The sequence below is a fragment of the Pseudomonas sp. KBW05 genome (assembly GCF_003852405.1).
In the GTDB taxonomy this organism is placed as follows: domain Bacteria; phylum Pseudomonadota; class Gammaproteobacteria; order Pseudomonadales; family Pseudomonadaceae; genus Aquipseudomonas.
The window spans coordinates 50,528-67,451 of the sequence record NZ_QAJM01000019.1 but is presented as its reverse complement, the minus strand read 5'-3'; the positions used below and the strand labels follow the sequence as shown (position 1 = coordinate 67,451).

Here is a 16,924-nt window from a genome sequence, read left to right as displayed (position 1 = left end):
TGAGATGAAAAGAAGGGGTTACCAGTACTTGAGTTGCAGCGTGGCCTGACCATCGATGGGCACTTCGTCGAGCAGGGTCAGGTCGCTGGCGGGCACGATCACGGTGAATGCCCGCAAACGTGCGCTGAGGGTTTGCAGGGCCATCGGGGTGTAAGGGCCAGCAGGCGGGGCGAACGAAGTCAGGGCCGCGTGCCCCAGGTACGAGGACGGACGCCAGCTGGCGCCGTTGTCGCGGGACAGGATGGTTTGCACCGGCACGCTATCGGCCACCGGGTCGAACACGCCAAACGCCACGCTGCCGAGTTTCTGGTCATCGTTGATGATGCCCAGCCCATGGTGTGCCGGGTTGATCGCCGAGCTGCCGGCGCGATTGTCGACGGTGGTCAGGGTGAAAAACGTTGCCCCCTCACACTGCACCTGCAGTTGCATTTCCCCAGCTTGCAGGCTGGTGGGAAAGTCCGGGTGCAGATCCTTGGCCGTCAGCTTGCCGTGGTCGATCACGCCACCGCCGGACAGCACAGGCGTGCACGACGCCGGGGTGATGATCCCGGTGACGCTCAAGTCCTGGCTGCTGGCGGCAAACACGCCGGGTGAGCAGGCCGCCAGCAGAATGGCGAAGGCGACCGAGGGGGTTCTGTCCATGGGCACAAATCCTTGTGAGTGGGCGGTTGGGGGAGAGTCAGAGGTACAGCAAGTCCAGCGAAGCACTGCCGTCCAGCGGCACTTCTTCCCTTAAGGGCAGGTCTTTGGCGGGCGCAACGAAGGTGATGATCTGCAGGTCGGCCGTTACAGTGCGCAGCGCCTTGGGAAAGTAAGGCCCGCCGGTGCCCGGGGTATCACTGAATGAGTTCCAGTAGGTGTGCCTCATCATGCCCCCCGCGAATTTTGACCAGCTCTGGCCTTGATCGAAGGAGTGGATCGGGAACACCGCGGAGTCGGAGACAGGGTTGAGCAAGTCAAGGGAGTAGCTGCCCAACTTCTGGTTACCGCTGGCGTAGCCGAGCCCGTAGTACCACGTCAGTGTGGGGAAGAGTGACGAGCCAAAGCGGTTGTCCTTGGCGTTCAGGGCAAACAGGGTCGGGGCCTCACAGTCGATGCTCAGTTGAAGTGTGGCGGGGGCGAATTCGGTGGGGGTGTCGACCGAGAGGTCCCTGGCGGGAATCTTCCCGTAATCCACGGTGCCCCCTTGGGTCAAGTTGGGCACGCAGGCACTTGGCGTGATACTTCCCTTGACGGTCAGGTCCACGCTGCTGGCGGCCAGTACGCAAGACGTACCGCCCAGCAGGGCGACCGCCACCAGCGTGACGAATGAGGCTTTCATTGAATGGGGCTCCTAGCGTATTTAAGGGACAGGGAGCTCTAGGCGGTGCGCTGAGGGAGTGGCAGTGTGGTTGTTTTAAGCCCCCTCGCGCCTTCTTGAGCCCGAGCGACGGCGACTTTAGCGGTGGAGCCTGCGAGGGTGAATGCAACTATTACGATAGTGCTCGCCGGTGTTGCAGGTGCGTTGGAAGGGCTCTCTGTGTCTGTAGGAAGTTCTGCGTTGTCGTAGTTGTTGTATCGCCATCATTTACCCATTCGGATATTTTCTGCGCACTTAAATAATGGCTATTCATTCATTTGAATGGCTATAAAGGCCCTTGCGCGAAAAAATCGAGTGAGGTCGACCGACAGGTCGGCAACCGTCGTCCCTTGTTGTTGGGCTGGCGCGCTGATCGTTTTGCACGAGGTAGCTATGCAGGATCCGACTGCTGGCTGTAGTCCGCAATGCTTACCCCCGTCAGTGTCCCCGCCTGTCCATTGGCAGAAAGTGCGGGTGTTACTGGCAGACGATCACCGGGCCTATCGTTTGTTGATCGGCTCCTTCTTGAGCACGCTGGGTGTGGCGCACCAAACCGTCGGTGACGGGCAAGCGGCCCTTGATGCCTTGGCCGCACGACCTTTTCATCTGCTGATCAGTGACTGCCGTATGCCCGGGATGGATGGCTATGCCCTGACACGGGAGCTGCGTCGTCGTGAGAACCGGGCTGGAACCGCACGCCTGCCGGTGATCGCCATGACGGCCGGCCTGGATGCCGAGCAGATGCGCCGTTGTGTTGGCTGCGGCATGGATGACTGGATGCTCAAACCCGTCACCCTTGAGCAATTGCGTGAAGCGCTGCTGTATTGGTTGCCCGATCCCGAGTCCCGTGTACACCCGACAAGGCATGCGGCCAATTTGGCACGTATGCATGGCCGGTTTCCGACGCGCGCCAGCCTTATTGCCATGTTCGGCTTTTGGGAGGTGGTGGAGCCCTTGTTGTTCTGCCTGCTCCAGGAAGCGCACGATGATCTCGCCGCGCTTGAGCAGGCGCGCGAAGACTTGGACGTCAAGTTGACCGTCGAGCATCTGCACCGGCTGGTGGGCGGGGTGGCTTTTTTCGGCGATACCGGGCTGGAACAACGTGCAATCTGCTTGATCGAGCGGGTCCGGCGCAGCGGTATCGCGGCCAATAAACCCCTGCTTGAACGGTTCGAGCAAGAAATCGAACGGTATCTGTCTTACTTGGCCAATCTGTAGCGTCCTACACAAATAAGAGAGAAGTTTCCTCTCTGTCGTGTAGGTTATTTCTGTACTCCGATTCTTTTTATGCTGTAGGCATAAGTTTTCGCCGCATAAATAAAGGGCGCACAGGAAATCGGATCGTTTCCAAGTGTTGTTGTAACAAGCGTGTCGAGGTATTTTGAAAAAACTCAAATTGCCATCATGGATAGCACGATGTTTCGGATAATAATTGCCGACGATCACCCCATTGTTCGTGTTGGTCAAAAAGTGGTCATAGAGGCCAGCGGCGTGTTCAAGGTCGTTGGGGAAGCCAATGGTCCCGACCAGCTCCTGGCATTGATGGCGACTACGCCATGCGATGTGATTGTGACCGACTTTGCCATGCCCGGTGACCAACAGGCAGACGGTTTTGGCTTGTTGGGACTGCTACAGCGCCAGCATCCGACGCTGCCGGTCATTCTGGTGACCATGTTCGCCAACGTGGCCACGCTCAGGGCTGCTTTCAGCCACGGCGCCCGCGCCATTGTGGCCAAGAGCGCCTCCGCGAGCGAGCTGCCGTTGGCTCTGAAGGCAGTGATCCATGGGCGCACATTTGTCAGCGAGTGCTTGCGTACCCAATTGGATATGGCGGGTGTCAGCAGTGATCAGCCGCCCCAGTTATCCGGCAAAGAGCGTGAGGTTGTACGCATGTTGGCCAGTGGCATGACCGTCAGCCAGATTGCCGCGCAAGTCAATCGCAGCATATCTACGATCAGCAAGCAGAAAAGTACGGCGATGTTACGCCTGTGCATTTCCACCGATGTGGATTTGTACGCCTATGCTCGAGAGAGTGGCATGGTGCCAAAGAGTTGATCGCGTGCTTGATCGCGCAAGTGTTAGTTGTGCTCAGGTATGTTGTAAGTTTGCCGTATTCGTAATACTTGTATTTTGGAAGTTTCGCGTCGGGATTAGAGTGGGTGGGTGTTGTTGTTATATGTGGCGATGGCACTAATCCTCTAGTCCAATAAATTAACCTGTTATGCAGGTTGTTAGTGTGAGCAACTTTATATGAAACAGTCTTTGAGTCTAATGGCTGCGGCCGTCGTGCTGTCTGCCATTTCCCCTGTGTATGCCGCGTCCAGCGTGGACTTGAGCGTCTCCGGGACCATCACCCCATCGGCCTGTACCCCAACGCTCTCGGCGGGTGGGGTTGTGGACCATGGGAAAATATCGGTTCAGGACCTGGGTAACACGCCGACCCCGCTCCCGGAAGCCATGCTGCAATTGGCGATCAATTGTGAAGCCGCGACGTTGGTTGCTATCAAGGGCACAGACAACCGTGCAGGAACTTCCGCAGAGCAGGACATCGCGCTGCCCAACTACGGCTTGGGACTGACCACCGACAACAAGAAAATCGGCTGGTACCGACTGAAAATGCTGAACGCACTCGCTGACGATATTCCCAGCGCCGTCATCGAGTCCATCGATGGTCAAACCTGGATGGATGCGCCAGACGGCACGATCTGGCAGCCGAACTGGATGCGTTCCCTGACGGGCGCAGCGGGGGTTGGCGCGGTTCCCCTGCCTATGCAAGTGTTCAAGACGGATGTGGTGATTGCAACGACGATCACTGACAAGCGGCAACTTCCTGTTGCCGAAGAAGTCCTGATCGATGGCAGCGCCACCTTGGACATTGTCTACCTGTAACGCTCCGTGCATCACTCATTCGGTTGGCGAATGCCCATGGCTTTCCCCTGCATCGCGGATTATCGTGCAGCTCACCTGCCGATAATCAAGGAGCCTGCCCATGAGTGAAGCCCACACCGCCCTGATCACCCGCTTCTATGAGGCATTCCAACGTCTGGACGCCGAAGCCATGGCCGCTTGCTACACCGACGACGTGGTGTTCAGCGACCCGGCCTTCGGCGAACTGCACGGGCGCGATGCTGGTGATATGTGGCGCATGCTCACCACCCGCGCCAAGGACTTTTCCCTGACCTTCGACAACGTGCGTAGCGACGAACACAGCGGCGGCGCGCATTGGGTGGCGACCTACCTGTTCAGCGCCACCGGCAACACCGTGGTCAACGATATTCAGGCGCGCTTTGTGTTTCGTGACGGCAAGATCAGCGAGCACCACGACAGTTTCGACTTGTGGCGCTGGTCGCGTCAGGCGTTGGGCACCAAGGGCTTGTTACTGGGCTGGACGCCGTTGGTGAAAAACGCAGTGCGTGCCCAGGCATTGCGCGGTTTGAAGGCATTCCAGGCCAGTCGTTGATAAGCTTGGCGCCTCTTTGCCTTGCCGAATCCATCTGTGAACACACCTGAACTCAAACCCTGGTTTGTCTACCTGGTACGCGCTGCCAACGGCTCGCTGTATTGCGGCATCAGCAATGACCCGCTGCGCCGTTTTGCCATGCACCAGAGCGGCAAGGGCGCGCGGTTTTTCCTTTCCAGCCCGGCCGTGGCCCTGGTGTACACCGAGCAATGCGCGAGCAAGGGCGAGGCGTTGCGCCAGGAACGGCTGATCAAGAAATTGAAGAAAAGCGCCAAGGAATGCCTGGCGGCCAGTGGTTCATTGATTTGACTGATGGGTTCCCATCGCCCCCAAACGGGATGTTGCAGGCTAAGCTAGCGGCTCACTTCTAGAGCGGAGTCCGGCATGTCTGAGCTTATTCTTCACCATTACCCGCAATCCCCCTTTGCTGAAAAAGCCCGCCTGTTGCTGGGCTTCAAGGGTTTGTCCTGGCATTCGGTGTTGATCCCGCCAGTGATGCCCAAGCCTGACCTGACTGCCCTCAGCGGTGGCTATCGCAAGACCCCGGTGCTGCAAGTCGGCGCAGACATCTATTGCGACACCGCCTTGATCGCCCGCCGCCTGGAGCAGGAAAAATCTGCCCCGGCGCTGTTTCCCCAAGGCCTGGAACTGGTCAGCCAAGGCTTCGCCGCCTGGGCCGACTCGGTGGTGTTTTCCCATGCGGTGGCGCTGGTGTTCCAACCCGAATCCCTGGCGGTCAAGTTTGCCAAGGTACCGCCGCAAATGCTCCAGGTGCTGGTGGCTGATCGCGGCAAGCTGTTCAGTGGCGGCACGGCGGCGCGCGTGCAATTGGACCAGGCCCTGCACCAATGGCCGGCGATCGTCAGCCGTATCGATCAACAATTGAAGCACCAGGCCGGGGATTTCCTGTTCGGTGAGCCTTCCATTGCCGACTTCTCCCTGGCTCACCCGTTGTGGTTCCTCAAGGGCTCCTCGGTGACATCGCCGCTGGTGGACGCTTACCCGACTGTTGCCGCCTGGCTGGACCGCGTGTTGGGCTTCGGCCATGGCACCTCCACCCAGATGAGCGCCGAGCAGGCCCTGGAAATTTCGCGCAACGCCACGCCGGCCAATCTGCCGGACGAAGTGTTCGAAGACTTGAATGGCTTCACCCGGGGCCAGCAAGTGACCATCAGCGCCACCGACTACGGCACTGACCCGGTTGCTGGGGAACTGCTGTTTGCTGGGCGCGAAGAGCTGATCCTGCGCCGTAGCGATGAACGCGCTGGCACCGTGCATGTGCATTTCCCACGCATGGGCTTCCGCATTCAGGCGCAATAAGATCGTCCCCACGCTCCGCGTGGGAACGCATCCCCCGACGCTCCGCGTATTGTTCTCGGAAATATTTTGAATTTTATGTGAGGTAAACCTGCGGCCCATCCGTGTAGTGCTTGAAACTGCGATCAATTCGCATTAACAGCGTTTTCTACACGGGTTCTCACAGCATGAAGTCGACGGCGGGCGGTTTGGTTAAACAGTGGCTGGGAGCCTCGGTATTGGCAGTCTCGGGGTTGGCATTGCTGCCCCTCTGCGTGGCGCAGGCGCAAGAGCAACAAAGCGCCCAGTTCAACTTCGCCCTGGCAGCCAAACCGCTGCCCCAGGCCCTGAGCGATTTCAGCCGGGTCACCGGGATCAGCGTGATCTACACCGATGAAGCGCCGTACGGCCTCAAGGCTCCAGCCGTCAGCGGGCAGATGAGCGCTACCCAGGCTCTGCAACGTCTGCTCGGCAACTCCGGCTTTACTTTCCGCCAGATCGACGCACGCACCCTCGCACTGGAACCTGCGCCCACTGAAGGCGCGGTCAACCTCGGCGCCACCACCATTAGCGGTGTCGGCCAGCAGACCCAGGACAGCACCAGCTACCAGCCGCCGCCCACCAGCTCGGTGATGCGCTCCAAGGCGCTGCTGCTGGAAACCCCGCAAACCGTCAACGTCGTCCCGGCCCAAGTGCTGCGCGACCAGACCCCGCGCAACCTGGATGACGCCCTCGGCAATATCAGCGGCATCACCCAGGCCAACACCCTCGCCAGCACCCAGGACGCGGTGATGCTGCGCGGCTTTGGCGATAACCGTAACGGCTCGATCATGCGCGACGGCATGCCCGTGGTGCAGGGCCGTGCGTTGAACGCCACCGCCGAGCGCGTCGAAGTGCTCAAGGGCCCGTCGTCGTTGCTGTACGGCATCCAGGACCCGGGCGGCGTGGTCAATATCGTCAGCAAAAAGCCGGAACTGGTGCAGTCCACCGCCCTGACCGTGCGCGGCTCGACCTTTGGCGACGGCAAGAACGGCAGCGGCGGCAGCCTCGACACCACCGGCCCGATCGGTGACAGCGGCCTGGCCTATCGACTGATCGTCGACCATGAAGACGAAGACTACTGGCGCAACTTCGGCACCCACCGCGAAACGCTGGTGGCGCCGTCCCTGGCCTGGTACGGCGACAATACCAAGTTGCTGTTTGCCTACGAGCACCGCGAGTTTCTCTCGCCGTTCGACCGTGGCACCGCCATCGACAAGTCCAACCACCCGCTGGACATCCCGTCCACCCGCCGTCTGGATGAGCCCTTCAACAATATGGAAGGCCGCTCCGACCTGTACCGCTTCGAAGCCGACCACGACCTCAACGACGACTGGAAAGCCCACTTCGGCTACAGCTGGAACCGCGAGACCTACGACGCCAGCCAAGTGCGTGTCAGCGCGGTGGCGGCCGACGGCACCCTGACCCGCAAGATGGACGGCACCAAGGGCGCGATCACCACCGACCGCTTCACCACCGCCAGCCTCGAAGGCAAGATCAATGTGTTTGGCCTGCAGAACGACCTGGTGTTCGGCATGGACGACGAATACCGCAAGATCTACCGCGCCGACCTGATCCGGCAGAACTCGCGCAGCAGCTTCAACTACTACAACCCGGTCTACGGCAACGAAGTCGCCGGTACCACCGTCAGCGCCGCCGACAGTGCCCAGACTGACCTGCTGCGCAGCGACTCGCTGTTCTTCCAGGATGCGATCCACCTCACCGACCAATGGATCTTCGTCGCCGGTGCGCGCTACCAGATGTATGACCAGTACGCCGGCAAGGGCGTGCCATTCAAAGCCAACACCAACGGCAACGGCCAGGCCTGGGTGCCGCGTGCGGGCCTGGTGTATCGCTATACCGACGAGCTGTCGTTCTACGGCAGCTACACCGAATCGTTCAAGCCCAACTCCACCATCGCCGCCCTGGCCGATGGCAGCACCTTGACTGGCGACCTGACGCCGGAGAAATCCAAGTCCTGGGAACTGGGGGCCAAGCTCGATATTCCTGGGCGCATCACCGCCAGTGCGGCGCTGTTCAATATCGACAAGCGCAATGTGCTGGTCTCCGTCGGTTCCGGCGCGAACACCATCTACAGCATTGCCGGCCAAGTCCGCTCCCGTGGCCTGGAACTGGACGCCAGCGGCCAGTTGACCGACCAGTGGAGCCTGATCGGCAGCTACGCCTACACCGACGCCGAAGACGTCAAGGACAAGGACCCGACCCTGGAAGGCAACCGCCTGCAAAACGTCGCCAAGCACACCGGCTCGCTGTCGGTGGCCTATGACTTCGGCAGCATTTTCGGCGGCGACCAGTTGCGTGTGGGCACTGGTGCACGCTACGTCGGCGAGCGCGCAGGTGACGCGGCCAACGACTTCACCCTGCCGGGCTACACCGTGGCGGACGCGTTTGCCACCTACGACACCAAGATTGACGGGCAAAAGGTCAAGTTCCAGCTCAACGTGAAGAACATGTTCGACCGCACCTACTACACCTCGGCGGCCAGCCGCCTGTTTGTGTCGATTGGGGATGCGCGGCAGTTCTCGGTGTCCAGCACGCTGGAGTTCTAAGCCTGACCCCTGTGGCGACGATTCGACAAGCTCCCTCGCCACAGGGGGAGTGAGCTGGTAGCGTTGCCGCACTGATTTCTCGCGGAAACAAAGCACCGATGCAATTTGCAAAGTTGATCTACACCAGCGCACTGCTGTTGCTGCTGAATGGCTGCGCCAGCGTTTCGCAAACCACGTCCCTCGACCAACTGCTGGCCGACCCGGCGCTGCACGGCGCCACGGTTTCGCTGACGGTGCGCGATGCCCGCAGTGGCACCACGCTCTATCAGCACAATCCGCGCACGCGGCTGGTGCCGGCCTCCAACCTCAAGTTGCTGACCACCGCGGCGGCGATGGATGTGCTCGGCCCGCAGTACCGATTTGCCACCCAACTGTTGAGCAGCGGTGTGCAGCAGGGCGAGCGCCTCAGCGGCAACCTCTACCTGCGCGGCCTGGGTGACCCGACCCTGCAATTCGCCGACTACCAGGCCCTGGCCGCACAACTGGCGAGCACAGGCATCCGCCAGGTGCAGGGCGACCTGGTGTTCGATGACACTTGGTTTGACGCTGAGCGACTGGGCGTCGATTGGTCCCACGATGACGAAAGCACCTACTACGGCGCGCAGATTTCGGCGCTGACCGTGTCACCCAATGCGGATTTTGATGCAGGCACCGTGCTGGTCACGGCCAAGGCGCCGGTGCGGACTGGCCAGCCGGTGGCGGTGACGATCTTTCCGCCCACCGACTACCTGCAACTGAGCAACCGCGCCATCAGCGGGCCGGGCAACACCTATGGGATCAACCGTCGCCACGGCACCAACCTGTTGCAACTCAGCGGTGCCGTGGCACCGGGCAAGCAGAGCCGGCAACTGGTGAGTGTGTGGGAACCGACGCAGTTGGTCGCCAACCTGTTCGAGCAGGCGCTGGCGCAGCAGGGCATCACCGTGCTCGGTCGTCGCGTGATGGGCGGCGCAAGCCCGGCCACGGCGAGTGTGCTGGCCGAGCACCAGTCGGCGCCGTTACAGGAACTGATTTCGCCGCTGCTCAAGCTGTCGAACAACAATATGTCCGAAGCCTTGCTCAAGGCCATGGGCCGCAAAGCGTCGAATAGCGGGACAGCGTCGGCAGGCGTGGCGGCGGTGGCGGGCTTCATGCAGCGCCAGGGGCTGGATACGACGATGTTGAGGCAGGTGGACGGCTCGGGCCTGTCGCGGATGAACCTGGTGTCTTCGCAAGCGCTCACCGACCTGATGTTGGCCGCGAGCAAACAGCCCTGGTTCGACGCCTGGTACAACGCGCTGCCGATTGCCGGCAACCGCGAGCGCATGACCGGTGGCAGCCTGCGCTTTCGCCTGCGCGAAACCCCGGCGGCGAATAACCTGCACGCCAAGACCGGCTCCATGGCCGGCGTCTCCTCATTGGGGGGCTACATCACCGACGCCCACGGGCGCCGCTTGGTGTTCTCGATGATCAGCAACAATTACCTGGCCAGTGGCGCGCAGATCAAGGCCCTGGAAAACCGCGTCGCGCTGACCCTGGCCAACTGGTGACTCAGGGCTGATAACCCATGCGCCAACTCACGGCCCGGGTCGCCGCCAGCAAGTGCTGCGCCGCCGGGCCGTCTTCATCGGCGTGGAACAGTGAGGTGGGGCCGACTACGGTCATCACCGCCGCCACTTGCCCGACGGCGTTGAACACCGGCGCCGACAACGCATCCACACCCGGCATCAGCAAGCCATGCACAAAGTGCAGGCCACGGTTGCGGATCTGTTCGCACGTAGTGGCGTAGGCCTGATCGTCGGCCAGGGCATGGGCGATCCCGGCCTCGATCTCGCGCGCCCTTAAATCCACCGTCTCCCGCGACGGCAGGAAGGCGCTGAACACCAATCCAGTGGACGAACTGAGCAGCGGCAACACCGAACCCAGTTGCGTCACCACGGTGATCGCACGTACGGCGGGCTCGATATGCACTACGGTTGCGCCCTGATTGCCCCATACCGCCAGGAAGCAGGTTTCATTCAGCTCATCGCGCAGCTCGGCCAGGGGCAGGGCGCCGACCTTCAACACGTCCATGCTGCCCAGCGCCGCCAGGCCCACGCGCAACGCTTCGCGGCCGAGGCCGTAATGGTTGGTGGCGGTGTTCTGTTCGGCAAACCCCGAGGCGATCAACGCCTGCAAATAGCGATGCACCTTGCTCGCGGGCATCTGCACATGCTCGGCCAGGCGCGACAGCGAAGTGGCCGGCGACAGTTCGGCCAAGGCCTTGAGGATATCGGTGCCCACTTCGGCCGAGCGGACTTTCTGTTTACCGGTGTCGCGGGGCTTTTCCATGGAGGGGCGAGAATCCGAGAGATGAATGGGCGTCTTTATAGCTTGACGGTCGATAGTGATCAAATTACGTTATGCGTAACTGGATTACGATAAAAACAACTTCCGCACAGAGGATGATCCATGAACCTCGAATACCTGTCGGGCTTCGGCAATGAATTCGCCAGCGAAGCCCTGCCTGGCGCATTGCCGGTCGGCCAGAACTCCCCGCAAAAAGCGCCCTACGGGCTGTACACCGAACTCTTCTCCGGCACGGCCTTCACCATGGTGCGCAGTGAAGCCCGGCGCACCTGGCTGTACCGCATCCAGCCGTCGGCCAATCACCCGGCGTTCGTCAAGCTTGAGCGGCAACTGGCCGGTGGACCGCTGGACGCGGTGACACCGAACCGCTTGCGCTGGAACCCGTTGGAGATTCCCGCTGAGCCGACGGACTTTATCGACGGCCTGGTCGGCATGGTTGCCAATTCCGGGTCGGAAAAACCCTCAGGCATCAGCATCCACCACTATCGCGCCAACCGTTCGATGGAGCGGGTGTTCTTCAACGCTGATGGCGAACTGTTGATCGTCCCCGAGCAAGGCCGCCTGCGCATCGCCACCGAGCTGGGAGTACTCGACGTCGAGCCGCTTGAGATTGTCGTGCTGCCCCGTGGCCTCAAATTCCGTGTCGAACTGCTGGACGCCCAGGCGCGCGGCTACGTCGCCGAAAACCACGGTGCGCCGCTGCGCCTGCCGGACCTCGGCCCCATCGGCAGCAACGGCCTGGCCAACCCGCGGGATTTCCTTACGCCGGTGGCGCACTACGAAGACCTGAAACAGCCTACAACCCTGGTGCAGAAATTCCTCGGCGAACTGTGGGCCTGCGAGCTCGATCATTCGCCGCTCAACGTGGTGGCCTGGCACGGCAACAACGTGCCGTACAAATACGACCTGCGCCGCTTCAACACCATCGGCACGGTGAGTTTCGATCACCCGGACCCGTCGATCTTCACCGTGTTGACCTCGCCCACCAGCGTGCACGGCCTGGCCAACCTCGACTTCGTGATCTTCCCGCCGCGCTGGATGGTGGCCGAGAACACCTTCAGGCCGCCGTGGTTCCACCGCAACCTGATGAACGAATACATGGGCCTGATCCAGGGCGCCTACGACGCCAAGGCCGAAGGCTTCCTGCCCGGTGGCGCGTCGCTGCACAGCTGCATGAGCGCCCATGGCCCGGACGGCGAAACCTGCACCAAGGCGATCAACGTCGAGCTGGCGCCGCACAAGATCGACAACACCATGGCCTTCATGTTCGAGACCAGCCAAGTGCTGCGCCCGACCCAGTTCGCCCTGGACTGCCCGCAACTGCAACCCGCTTACGACGCGTGCTGGGCCTCGCTGCCCGCCACTTTCAACCCGAACCGGAGATAACCCATGACTCAGCCAACCACTACCCGCAGTTGGGTATCTTCTGCTAACGGTCACGCCGATTTCCCCCTGCAAAACCTGCCGCTGGGCGTGTTCAGCGTCAACGGTTCTGCGCCGCGCAGCGGCGTGGCGATCGGTGATTCGATCCTTGACCTGCACGCGGCCATCGACGCGTTCGAAGGCGAGGCGCGTCGCGCTGTCGAAGCCACTGCCGGTGGCCAACTGAACGCGTTTTTCGAACTGGGCCGTGGCCCGCGCGTGGCGTTGCGCGAGCGCCTGTTGGAACTGCTCGCCGAAGGCAGCCCGCTGCAATCCCGTGAAGCCCAGGTGCTGCACCGCGCCGCCGATTGCCAGATGCATGTGCCGGCGCGCATCAACGACTACACCGACTTTTACGTCGGCATCGAACATGCGCAGAACGTCGGCAAACTGTTCCGTCCGGACAACCCGTTGCTGCCGAACTACAAGTACGTGCCGATTGGCTACCACGGTCGTGCCTCGACCATTCGCCCTTCGGGTACAGAAGTACGCCGCCCTAAAGGCCAGACCTTGCCTGCTGGCCACACTGAGCCGACGTTCGGCCCGTGCGCCCGCCTGGACTACGAACTGGAACTGGGCATCTGGATCGGCCAGGGCAATGCCATGGGCGACTCGATTGCCATTGGCGACGCGGCCGAGCATATCGCCGGTTTCTGCCTGCTCAACGACTGGTCGGCGCGGGACATCCAGGCCTGGGAATACCAGCCGCTGGGCCCGTTCCTGTCGAAAAGCTTCATCACCACCATCTCGCCATGGGTGGTCACCACCGAAGCCCTGGAACCGTTCCGCAAGGCCCAGCCGGCCCGCCCCGAAGGCGATCCACAACCGCTGCCGTACCTGCTGGATAAACGTGACCAGGCCGCTGGCGCCCTGGATATCGAACTGGAAGTGCTGCTGACCACCGCTGCGATGCGCGAACAAAACCTGCCGGCCCATCGCCTGGCCCTGAGCAATAGCCTGCACATGTACTGGACGGTTGCGCAGTTGGTTGCGCATCACAGCGTCAACGGCTGCCAGTTGCAGGCCGGTGATCTGTTTGGTTCCGGCACGTTGTCTGGCCCGCAGGAAGGGCAGTTTGGCAGCCTGTTGGAAATGACCGAAGGCGGTAAGAAAGTGGTCGAGTTGCCGTCCGGCGAAGTGCGCAAGTTCCTTGAAGACGGTGACGAAATCATCCTGCGCGCTCGTTGCCGCCGCGAGGGTTTTGCCTCCATCGGCTTTGGCGAGTGCCGTGGCACGGTCGTCGCCGCGCGTTAAGAGGGCTCGGGTGATGGAACTCTATACCTACTACCGTTCTACCGCGTCGTACCGGGTACGTATCGCCCTGGCGCTCAAGGGGGTGGACTTCACCGCGGTGCCGGTCAACCTGCTGGTGCCGGCCGGTGGCGCCAACCGCCAGCCCGAGTACCTGGCGATCAACCCGCAGGGCCGCGTGCCGGCCTTGCGCACCGAGGACGGCGAGCTGTTGATTCAGTCGCCGGCGATCATCGAGTACCTCGACGAACGTTATCCACAGGCGCCGCTGCTGTCCAAAGACCTGGCGACCCGCGCCCATGAGCGCGCGGTGGCGTCGATCATTGGTTGCGATATTCATCCGCTGCACAACTCCAGCACACAGAACCTGCTGCGCCAGTGGGGGCATGACGAGGCGCAGGTGCTGGCGTGGATCGGCCATTGGATCAGCCAGGGCCTGGGCGCGGTGGAGCAGTTGATTGGCGACAAGGGTTATTGCTTTGGTGAGCAGCCGGGCATGGCCGATGCGTTTCTGATTCCGCAGTTGTATGCGGCGGAGCGCTTCAAGGTGCCGTTGGTGGCGTATCCGCGCATAGGAAGGGTGGCCGCATTGGCCGCTCAACATCCAGCCTTTATCCAGGCCCACCCCGCCAATCAACCTGACACCCCCTAAATACAAATGTGGGAGCGGGCTTGTGTGGGAGCGGGCCCTCTCCCACATTGTGATCCGCGTTGTTCCAATAAAAATAAGACAGGTACCTTGCGATGCACAATCAGATTGCCAGCTTTCGCGCGGCACTCGACGCCCGTCCGGTGTCGCGCTATCAGTGGTTGATCCTCCTGTTGCTGGCGCTGTTGCTAGTGACCGATGGCTATGACGCCCAGGTGCTGGGTTATGTGGTGCCGGCCCTGGCCAAGGATTGGGGCCTGGAAAAAGCCGCGTTCGGCCCGGTCTTCAGCGCCAACCTGCTGGGGCTGACCCTCGGTTCGCTGCTGGTGACACCGCTGGCTGACCGCTTTGGCGTGCGGCGCATCCTGTTGGGCTGCGTGCTGATCTACGCCAGCCTCACCCTATTGATGGTGTTCGCCAACTCACTGACCAGCCTGATGGCCGCGCGTTTTATCTGCGGCATCGGCATGGGCGGCGCCATGCCCAGCGCCATGGCGCTGATGTCGGATTACTCACCGCCGCGCCTGCGCACCTTGATGGTGACACTGGCCGCGTGTGGCTTCTCGTTTGGCGGCGCGGCAGGCGGGTTTGTGGCCGCAGGGTTTATCGACAGCTTCGGCTGGCAGGCGGTGTTCCTCGCCGGTGGCGTGACGCCGTTGCTGCTGTTCCCGTTTCTGCTGTGGCTGCTGCCGGAGTCATTGCCACGCTTGCTGCGGGATGCGCCGCCCTATGCACGCTTGCACCAGGTCACCACGCGCATGTTGCCCGGTTGGCAGGCACCGCTGGCCAGCACGGCAGAAAACCTACAGGAGCAGGGCAGCAAACTGACGGTGGTGGAGCTGTTCCGCAATGGCTATGCACGCCCGACCTTGCTGATTTGGGCGACGTTTTTTGTCAGCCTGATCCTGCTGTACTTCATGATCAGCTGGTTGCCGTCGCTGCTATTGGAAAGTGGCCTGGCGCTCAAGGAAGCCAACCTGGTGACCTCGATGTTCCTGTTTGCCGGCACCGTGGGCGCCATCGGCATGGCCTGGTTTGCCGATCGTTTGAAAAGCAAAGTGCGCTTGCTGTCTGGTGTGTTGGCGACCGCTGCGTTGTGCACCGTCCTGCTCGGCTTGAATCACGATAATCCGCGTTATCTGGTGGCCTGCGTGTTTGCCGCCGGGTTCTGCATCATTGGCGGGCAACTGACCCTGAATGCCTTCGCCAGCAACTTCTATCCGGCGCACGTACGCGCCACCGGAACAGGCTGGGCGCTGGGAGTGGGGCGGTTTGGCTCGATTCTGGGGCCGCTGTTTGGCAGCCTGTTATTGGCGATGCATATTCCGGTGCAGCAGATTTTTTTCTTTTGCGCGATTCCAGCGGTGATGGCGGCGTTGTTGATTATTCAAGTGAGATCACCGGGCCCAAGTGAGCCTGGGAGTCCGTTGCATGGCGACATTCTCAAAGCGCCTATCAATCACTGATTCGCCGCAGATCAAATGTGGGAGCTGGCTTGCCTGCGAAAGCGGTGCAACAGTCAACAATGTAGTGGCTGACCCACCGCTATCGCAGGCAAGCCAGCTCCCACACTGTTTATTTTCAGTGCACCACTGAGTTGGGTGGCAAATGGCCCAATCGCTCGGTCAAACGCAGGCGCTGGATCGGGTCTTCACTGAGCATCAATGCATGTTCAAGATCAAAACGCTCGGCATTGGGACAATCCAGCCGCTGGTACAGGCTGGCCCGCGCCAGATAGTCGGCGGCGCTGGCATTGCCCAGCTCCAGCACGCGTTCGGCATCCACCAAGGCTTCCAGCGGCGCGTCATTGGCCAGGTGCAGTTGGCGCAGGTTGCGCGACAGCCGTTGCAGGATCGACCGCGGGTCGGCGCTGTGCAGGTGCTCGGCCTGCAGCTTGAGGTTGGGGCCGTATTGGCGTTGCAGCAGTTCGCGGCAATCGTTGGGGTACAGGCGCCGGCCGCCGCAGGGGTCCAGCAGGTGATCGGCGCCGGGCACCCGCAGCAGGAAGTGCCCGGGGAAATTCACGCCGACCATCGGGATGTGCAGGCGTCGCGCCAGTTCCAGTGCGATCAGCCCCATCACCAGGGGTTGCCCGCGCTTGCGTATCAGCACTTTATCCAACAGGGCAGCGGCGGGGCGCAGCGGGGTGAAGTCGTCCTGGGCAAACCCCAGGTCATTCAGGCGCCGCAGCAACGGCTGGCCCAGTTCATCCGCCGGCAGCATGGGCATTGCCACGCTGACTTGCTGTTGCAGCACCGCCAGTTCCTGCAGGATCAGCAACGGCTGCACAGTGGGGTCGTGCTCGGCGGCAATCCACAGGGCTGCTTCAAACAGCGCAGGGGGCGAACGTTCCAGGCAGGCGAAAAAGGCGGTGCGGGGATTCATTGCATTCTCCGGCGGATGCTCCCGTTTTAGCCTTGCTGGGAATTTTCGTCCAGTAGCTTGGAAAATATCCTGCTTGCTTATGTCGCGTGACCTACAAAAACGCACGGCTTATTCCAGCGTAGTCCGTCGGATTTCTACCGCAAGCCTATACTTGGGCCACTACCAGAAGTGATTCGGGAGCTTGA

General features: G+C 61.5%; 16 protein-coding genes. 12 read left to right on the top strand and 4 right to left on the bottom strand.

What is annotated here, in order from left to right; genetic code table 11:
- Positions 1-18: 18 nt before the first annotated feature.
- Positions 19-642 (bottom strand): DUF1120 domain-containing protein, encoded by a 624-nt coding sequence (locus tag DBR46_RS18720; RefSeq protein ID WP_124527376.1) that lies wholly within the window; start codon positions 640-642, stop codon positions 19-21.
- A gap of 37 nt (positions 643-679) precedes the next feature.
- Positions 680-1,321: a DUF1120 domain-containing protein gene (locus tag DBR46_RS18715; protein WP_124527375.1), complete on the bottom strand. Its 642-nt coding sequence runs from the start codon at positions 1,319-1,321 to the stop codon at positions 680-682.
- A 492-nt stretch (positions 1,322-1,813) separates the two neighbouring features.
- On the opposite strand from DBR46_RS18715, the gene DBR46_RS18710 reads away from it, so the two are divergent.
- From DBR46_RS18710 to dacB, 8 genes are all read left to right on the top strand, one after another.
- A complete protein-coding gene (locus DBR46_RS18710) occupies positions 1,814-2,557 on the top strand; it encodes a response regulator (protein ID WP_305955600.1) in 744 nt (247 codons plus the stop codon).
- Positions 2,558-2,755: 198 nt separating this feature from the next.
- The gene (locus DBR46_RS18705; protein ID WP_124527373.1) at positions 2,756-3,394 is read left to right on the top strand and encodes a response regulator transcription factor; all 639 of its coding nucleotides are present in this window, start codon (positions 2,756-2,758) and stop codon (positions 3,392-3,394) included.
- A 195-nt stretch (positions 3,395-3,589) separates the two neighbouring features.
- Positions 3,590-4,228, top strand: a complete 639-nt coding sequence (locus tag DBR46_RS18700; protein WP_124527372.1) for a DUF1120 domain-containing protein — start codon at positions 3,590-3,592, stop codon at positions 4,226-4,228.
- 100 nt (positions 4,229-4,328) lie between these two features.
- Positions 4,329-4,799 carry a nuclear transport factor 2 family protein gene (locus DBR46_RS18695; protein ID WP_124527371.1) on the top strand — a complete coding sequence of 157 codons (471 nt, stop codon included), beginning with the start codon at positions 4,329-4,331 and terminating at the stop codon, positions 4,797-4,799.
- Between the two features lie 36 nt (positions 4,800-4,835).
- Complete coding sequence (locus DBR46_RS18690) at positions 4,836-5,108, top strand: GIY-YIG nuclease family protein (RefSeq protein WP_124527370.1); 273 nt, start codon at positions 4,836-4,838, stop codon at positions 5,106-5,108.
- A 75-nt stretch (positions 5,109-5,183) separates the two neighbouring features.
- Positions 5,184-6,119 (top strand): glutathione S-transferase family protein, encoded by a 936-nt coding sequence (locus tag DBR46_RS18685; RefSeq protein WP_124527369.1) that lies wholly within the window; start codon positions 5,184-5,186, stop codon positions 6,117-6,119.
- Between the two features lie 164 nt (positions 6,120-6,283).
- On the top strand, positions 6,284-8,704 hold the full coding sequence (locus DBR46_RS18680; RefSeq protein ID WP_124527368.1) for a TonB-dependent receptor: 2,421 nt from the start codon (positions 6,284-6,286) through the stop codon (positions 8,702-8,704).
- 98 nt (positions 8,705-8,802) lie between these two features.
- A complete protein-coding gene (dacB, locus tag DBR46_RS18675; protein ID WP_124527367.1) occupies positions 8,803-10,233 on the top strand; it encodes a D-alanyl-D-alanine carboxypeptidase/D-alanyl-D-alanine-endopeptidase in 1,431 nt (476 codons plus the stop codon).
- Position 10,234: 1 nt separating this feature from the next.
- On the opposite strand, the gene DBR46_RS18670 is transcribed toward dacB, so the two are convergent.
- Complete coding sequence (locus tag DBR46_RS18670; RefSeq protein WP_124527366.1) at positions 10,235-11,014, bottom strand: IclR family transcriptional regulator; 780 nt, start codon at positions 11,012-11,014, stop codon at positions 10,235-10,237.
- Positions 11,015-11,134: 120 nt separating this feature from the next.
- Here DBR46_RS18670 and hmgA point away from each other — a divergent pair, with 120 nt between their 5' ends.
- From hmgA to DBR46_RS18650, 4 genes are all read left to right on the top strand, one after another.
- Positions 11,135-12,418, top strand: coding sequence for a homogentisate 1,2-dioxygenase (gene hmgA / locus DBR46_RS18665; protein ID WP_124527365.1), 1,284 nt, complete (start codon positions 11,135-11,137; stop codon positions 12,416-12,418).
- 3 nt (positions 12,419-12,421) lie between these two features.
- A complete protein-coding gene (gene fahA, locus DBR46_RS18660; RefSeq protein ID WP_124527364.1) occupies positions 12,422-13,708 on the top strand; it encodes a fumarylacetoacetase in 1,287 nt (428 codons plus the stop codon).
- A gap of 13 nt (positions 13,709-13,721) precedes the next feature.
- Positions 13,722-14,357: a maleylacetoacetate isomerase gene (gene maiA, locus DBR46_RS18655; protein WP_124527363.1), complete on the top strand. Its 636-nt coding sequence runs from the start codon at positions 13,722-13,724 to the stop codon at positions 14,355-14,357.
- A 92-nt stretch (positions 14,358-14,449) separates the two neighbouring features.
- Entirely contained in the window at positions 14,450-15,820 is a 1,371-nt protein-coding gene (locus DBR46_RS18650; protein WP_124527362.1) for an aromatic acid/H+ symport family MFS transporter, read from the top strand.
- A gap of 115 nt (positions 15,821-15,935) precedes the next feature.
- Here the strand turns inward: DBR46_RS18650 and DBR46_RS18645 are convergent, their stop codons facing one another.
- Complete coding sequence (locus DBR46_RS18645; protein WP_124527361.1) at positions 15,936-16,739, bottom strand: SirB1 family protein; 804 nt, start codon at positions 16,737-16,739, stop codon at positions 15,936-15,938.
- Positions 16,740-16,924 lie beyond the last annotated feature (185 nt).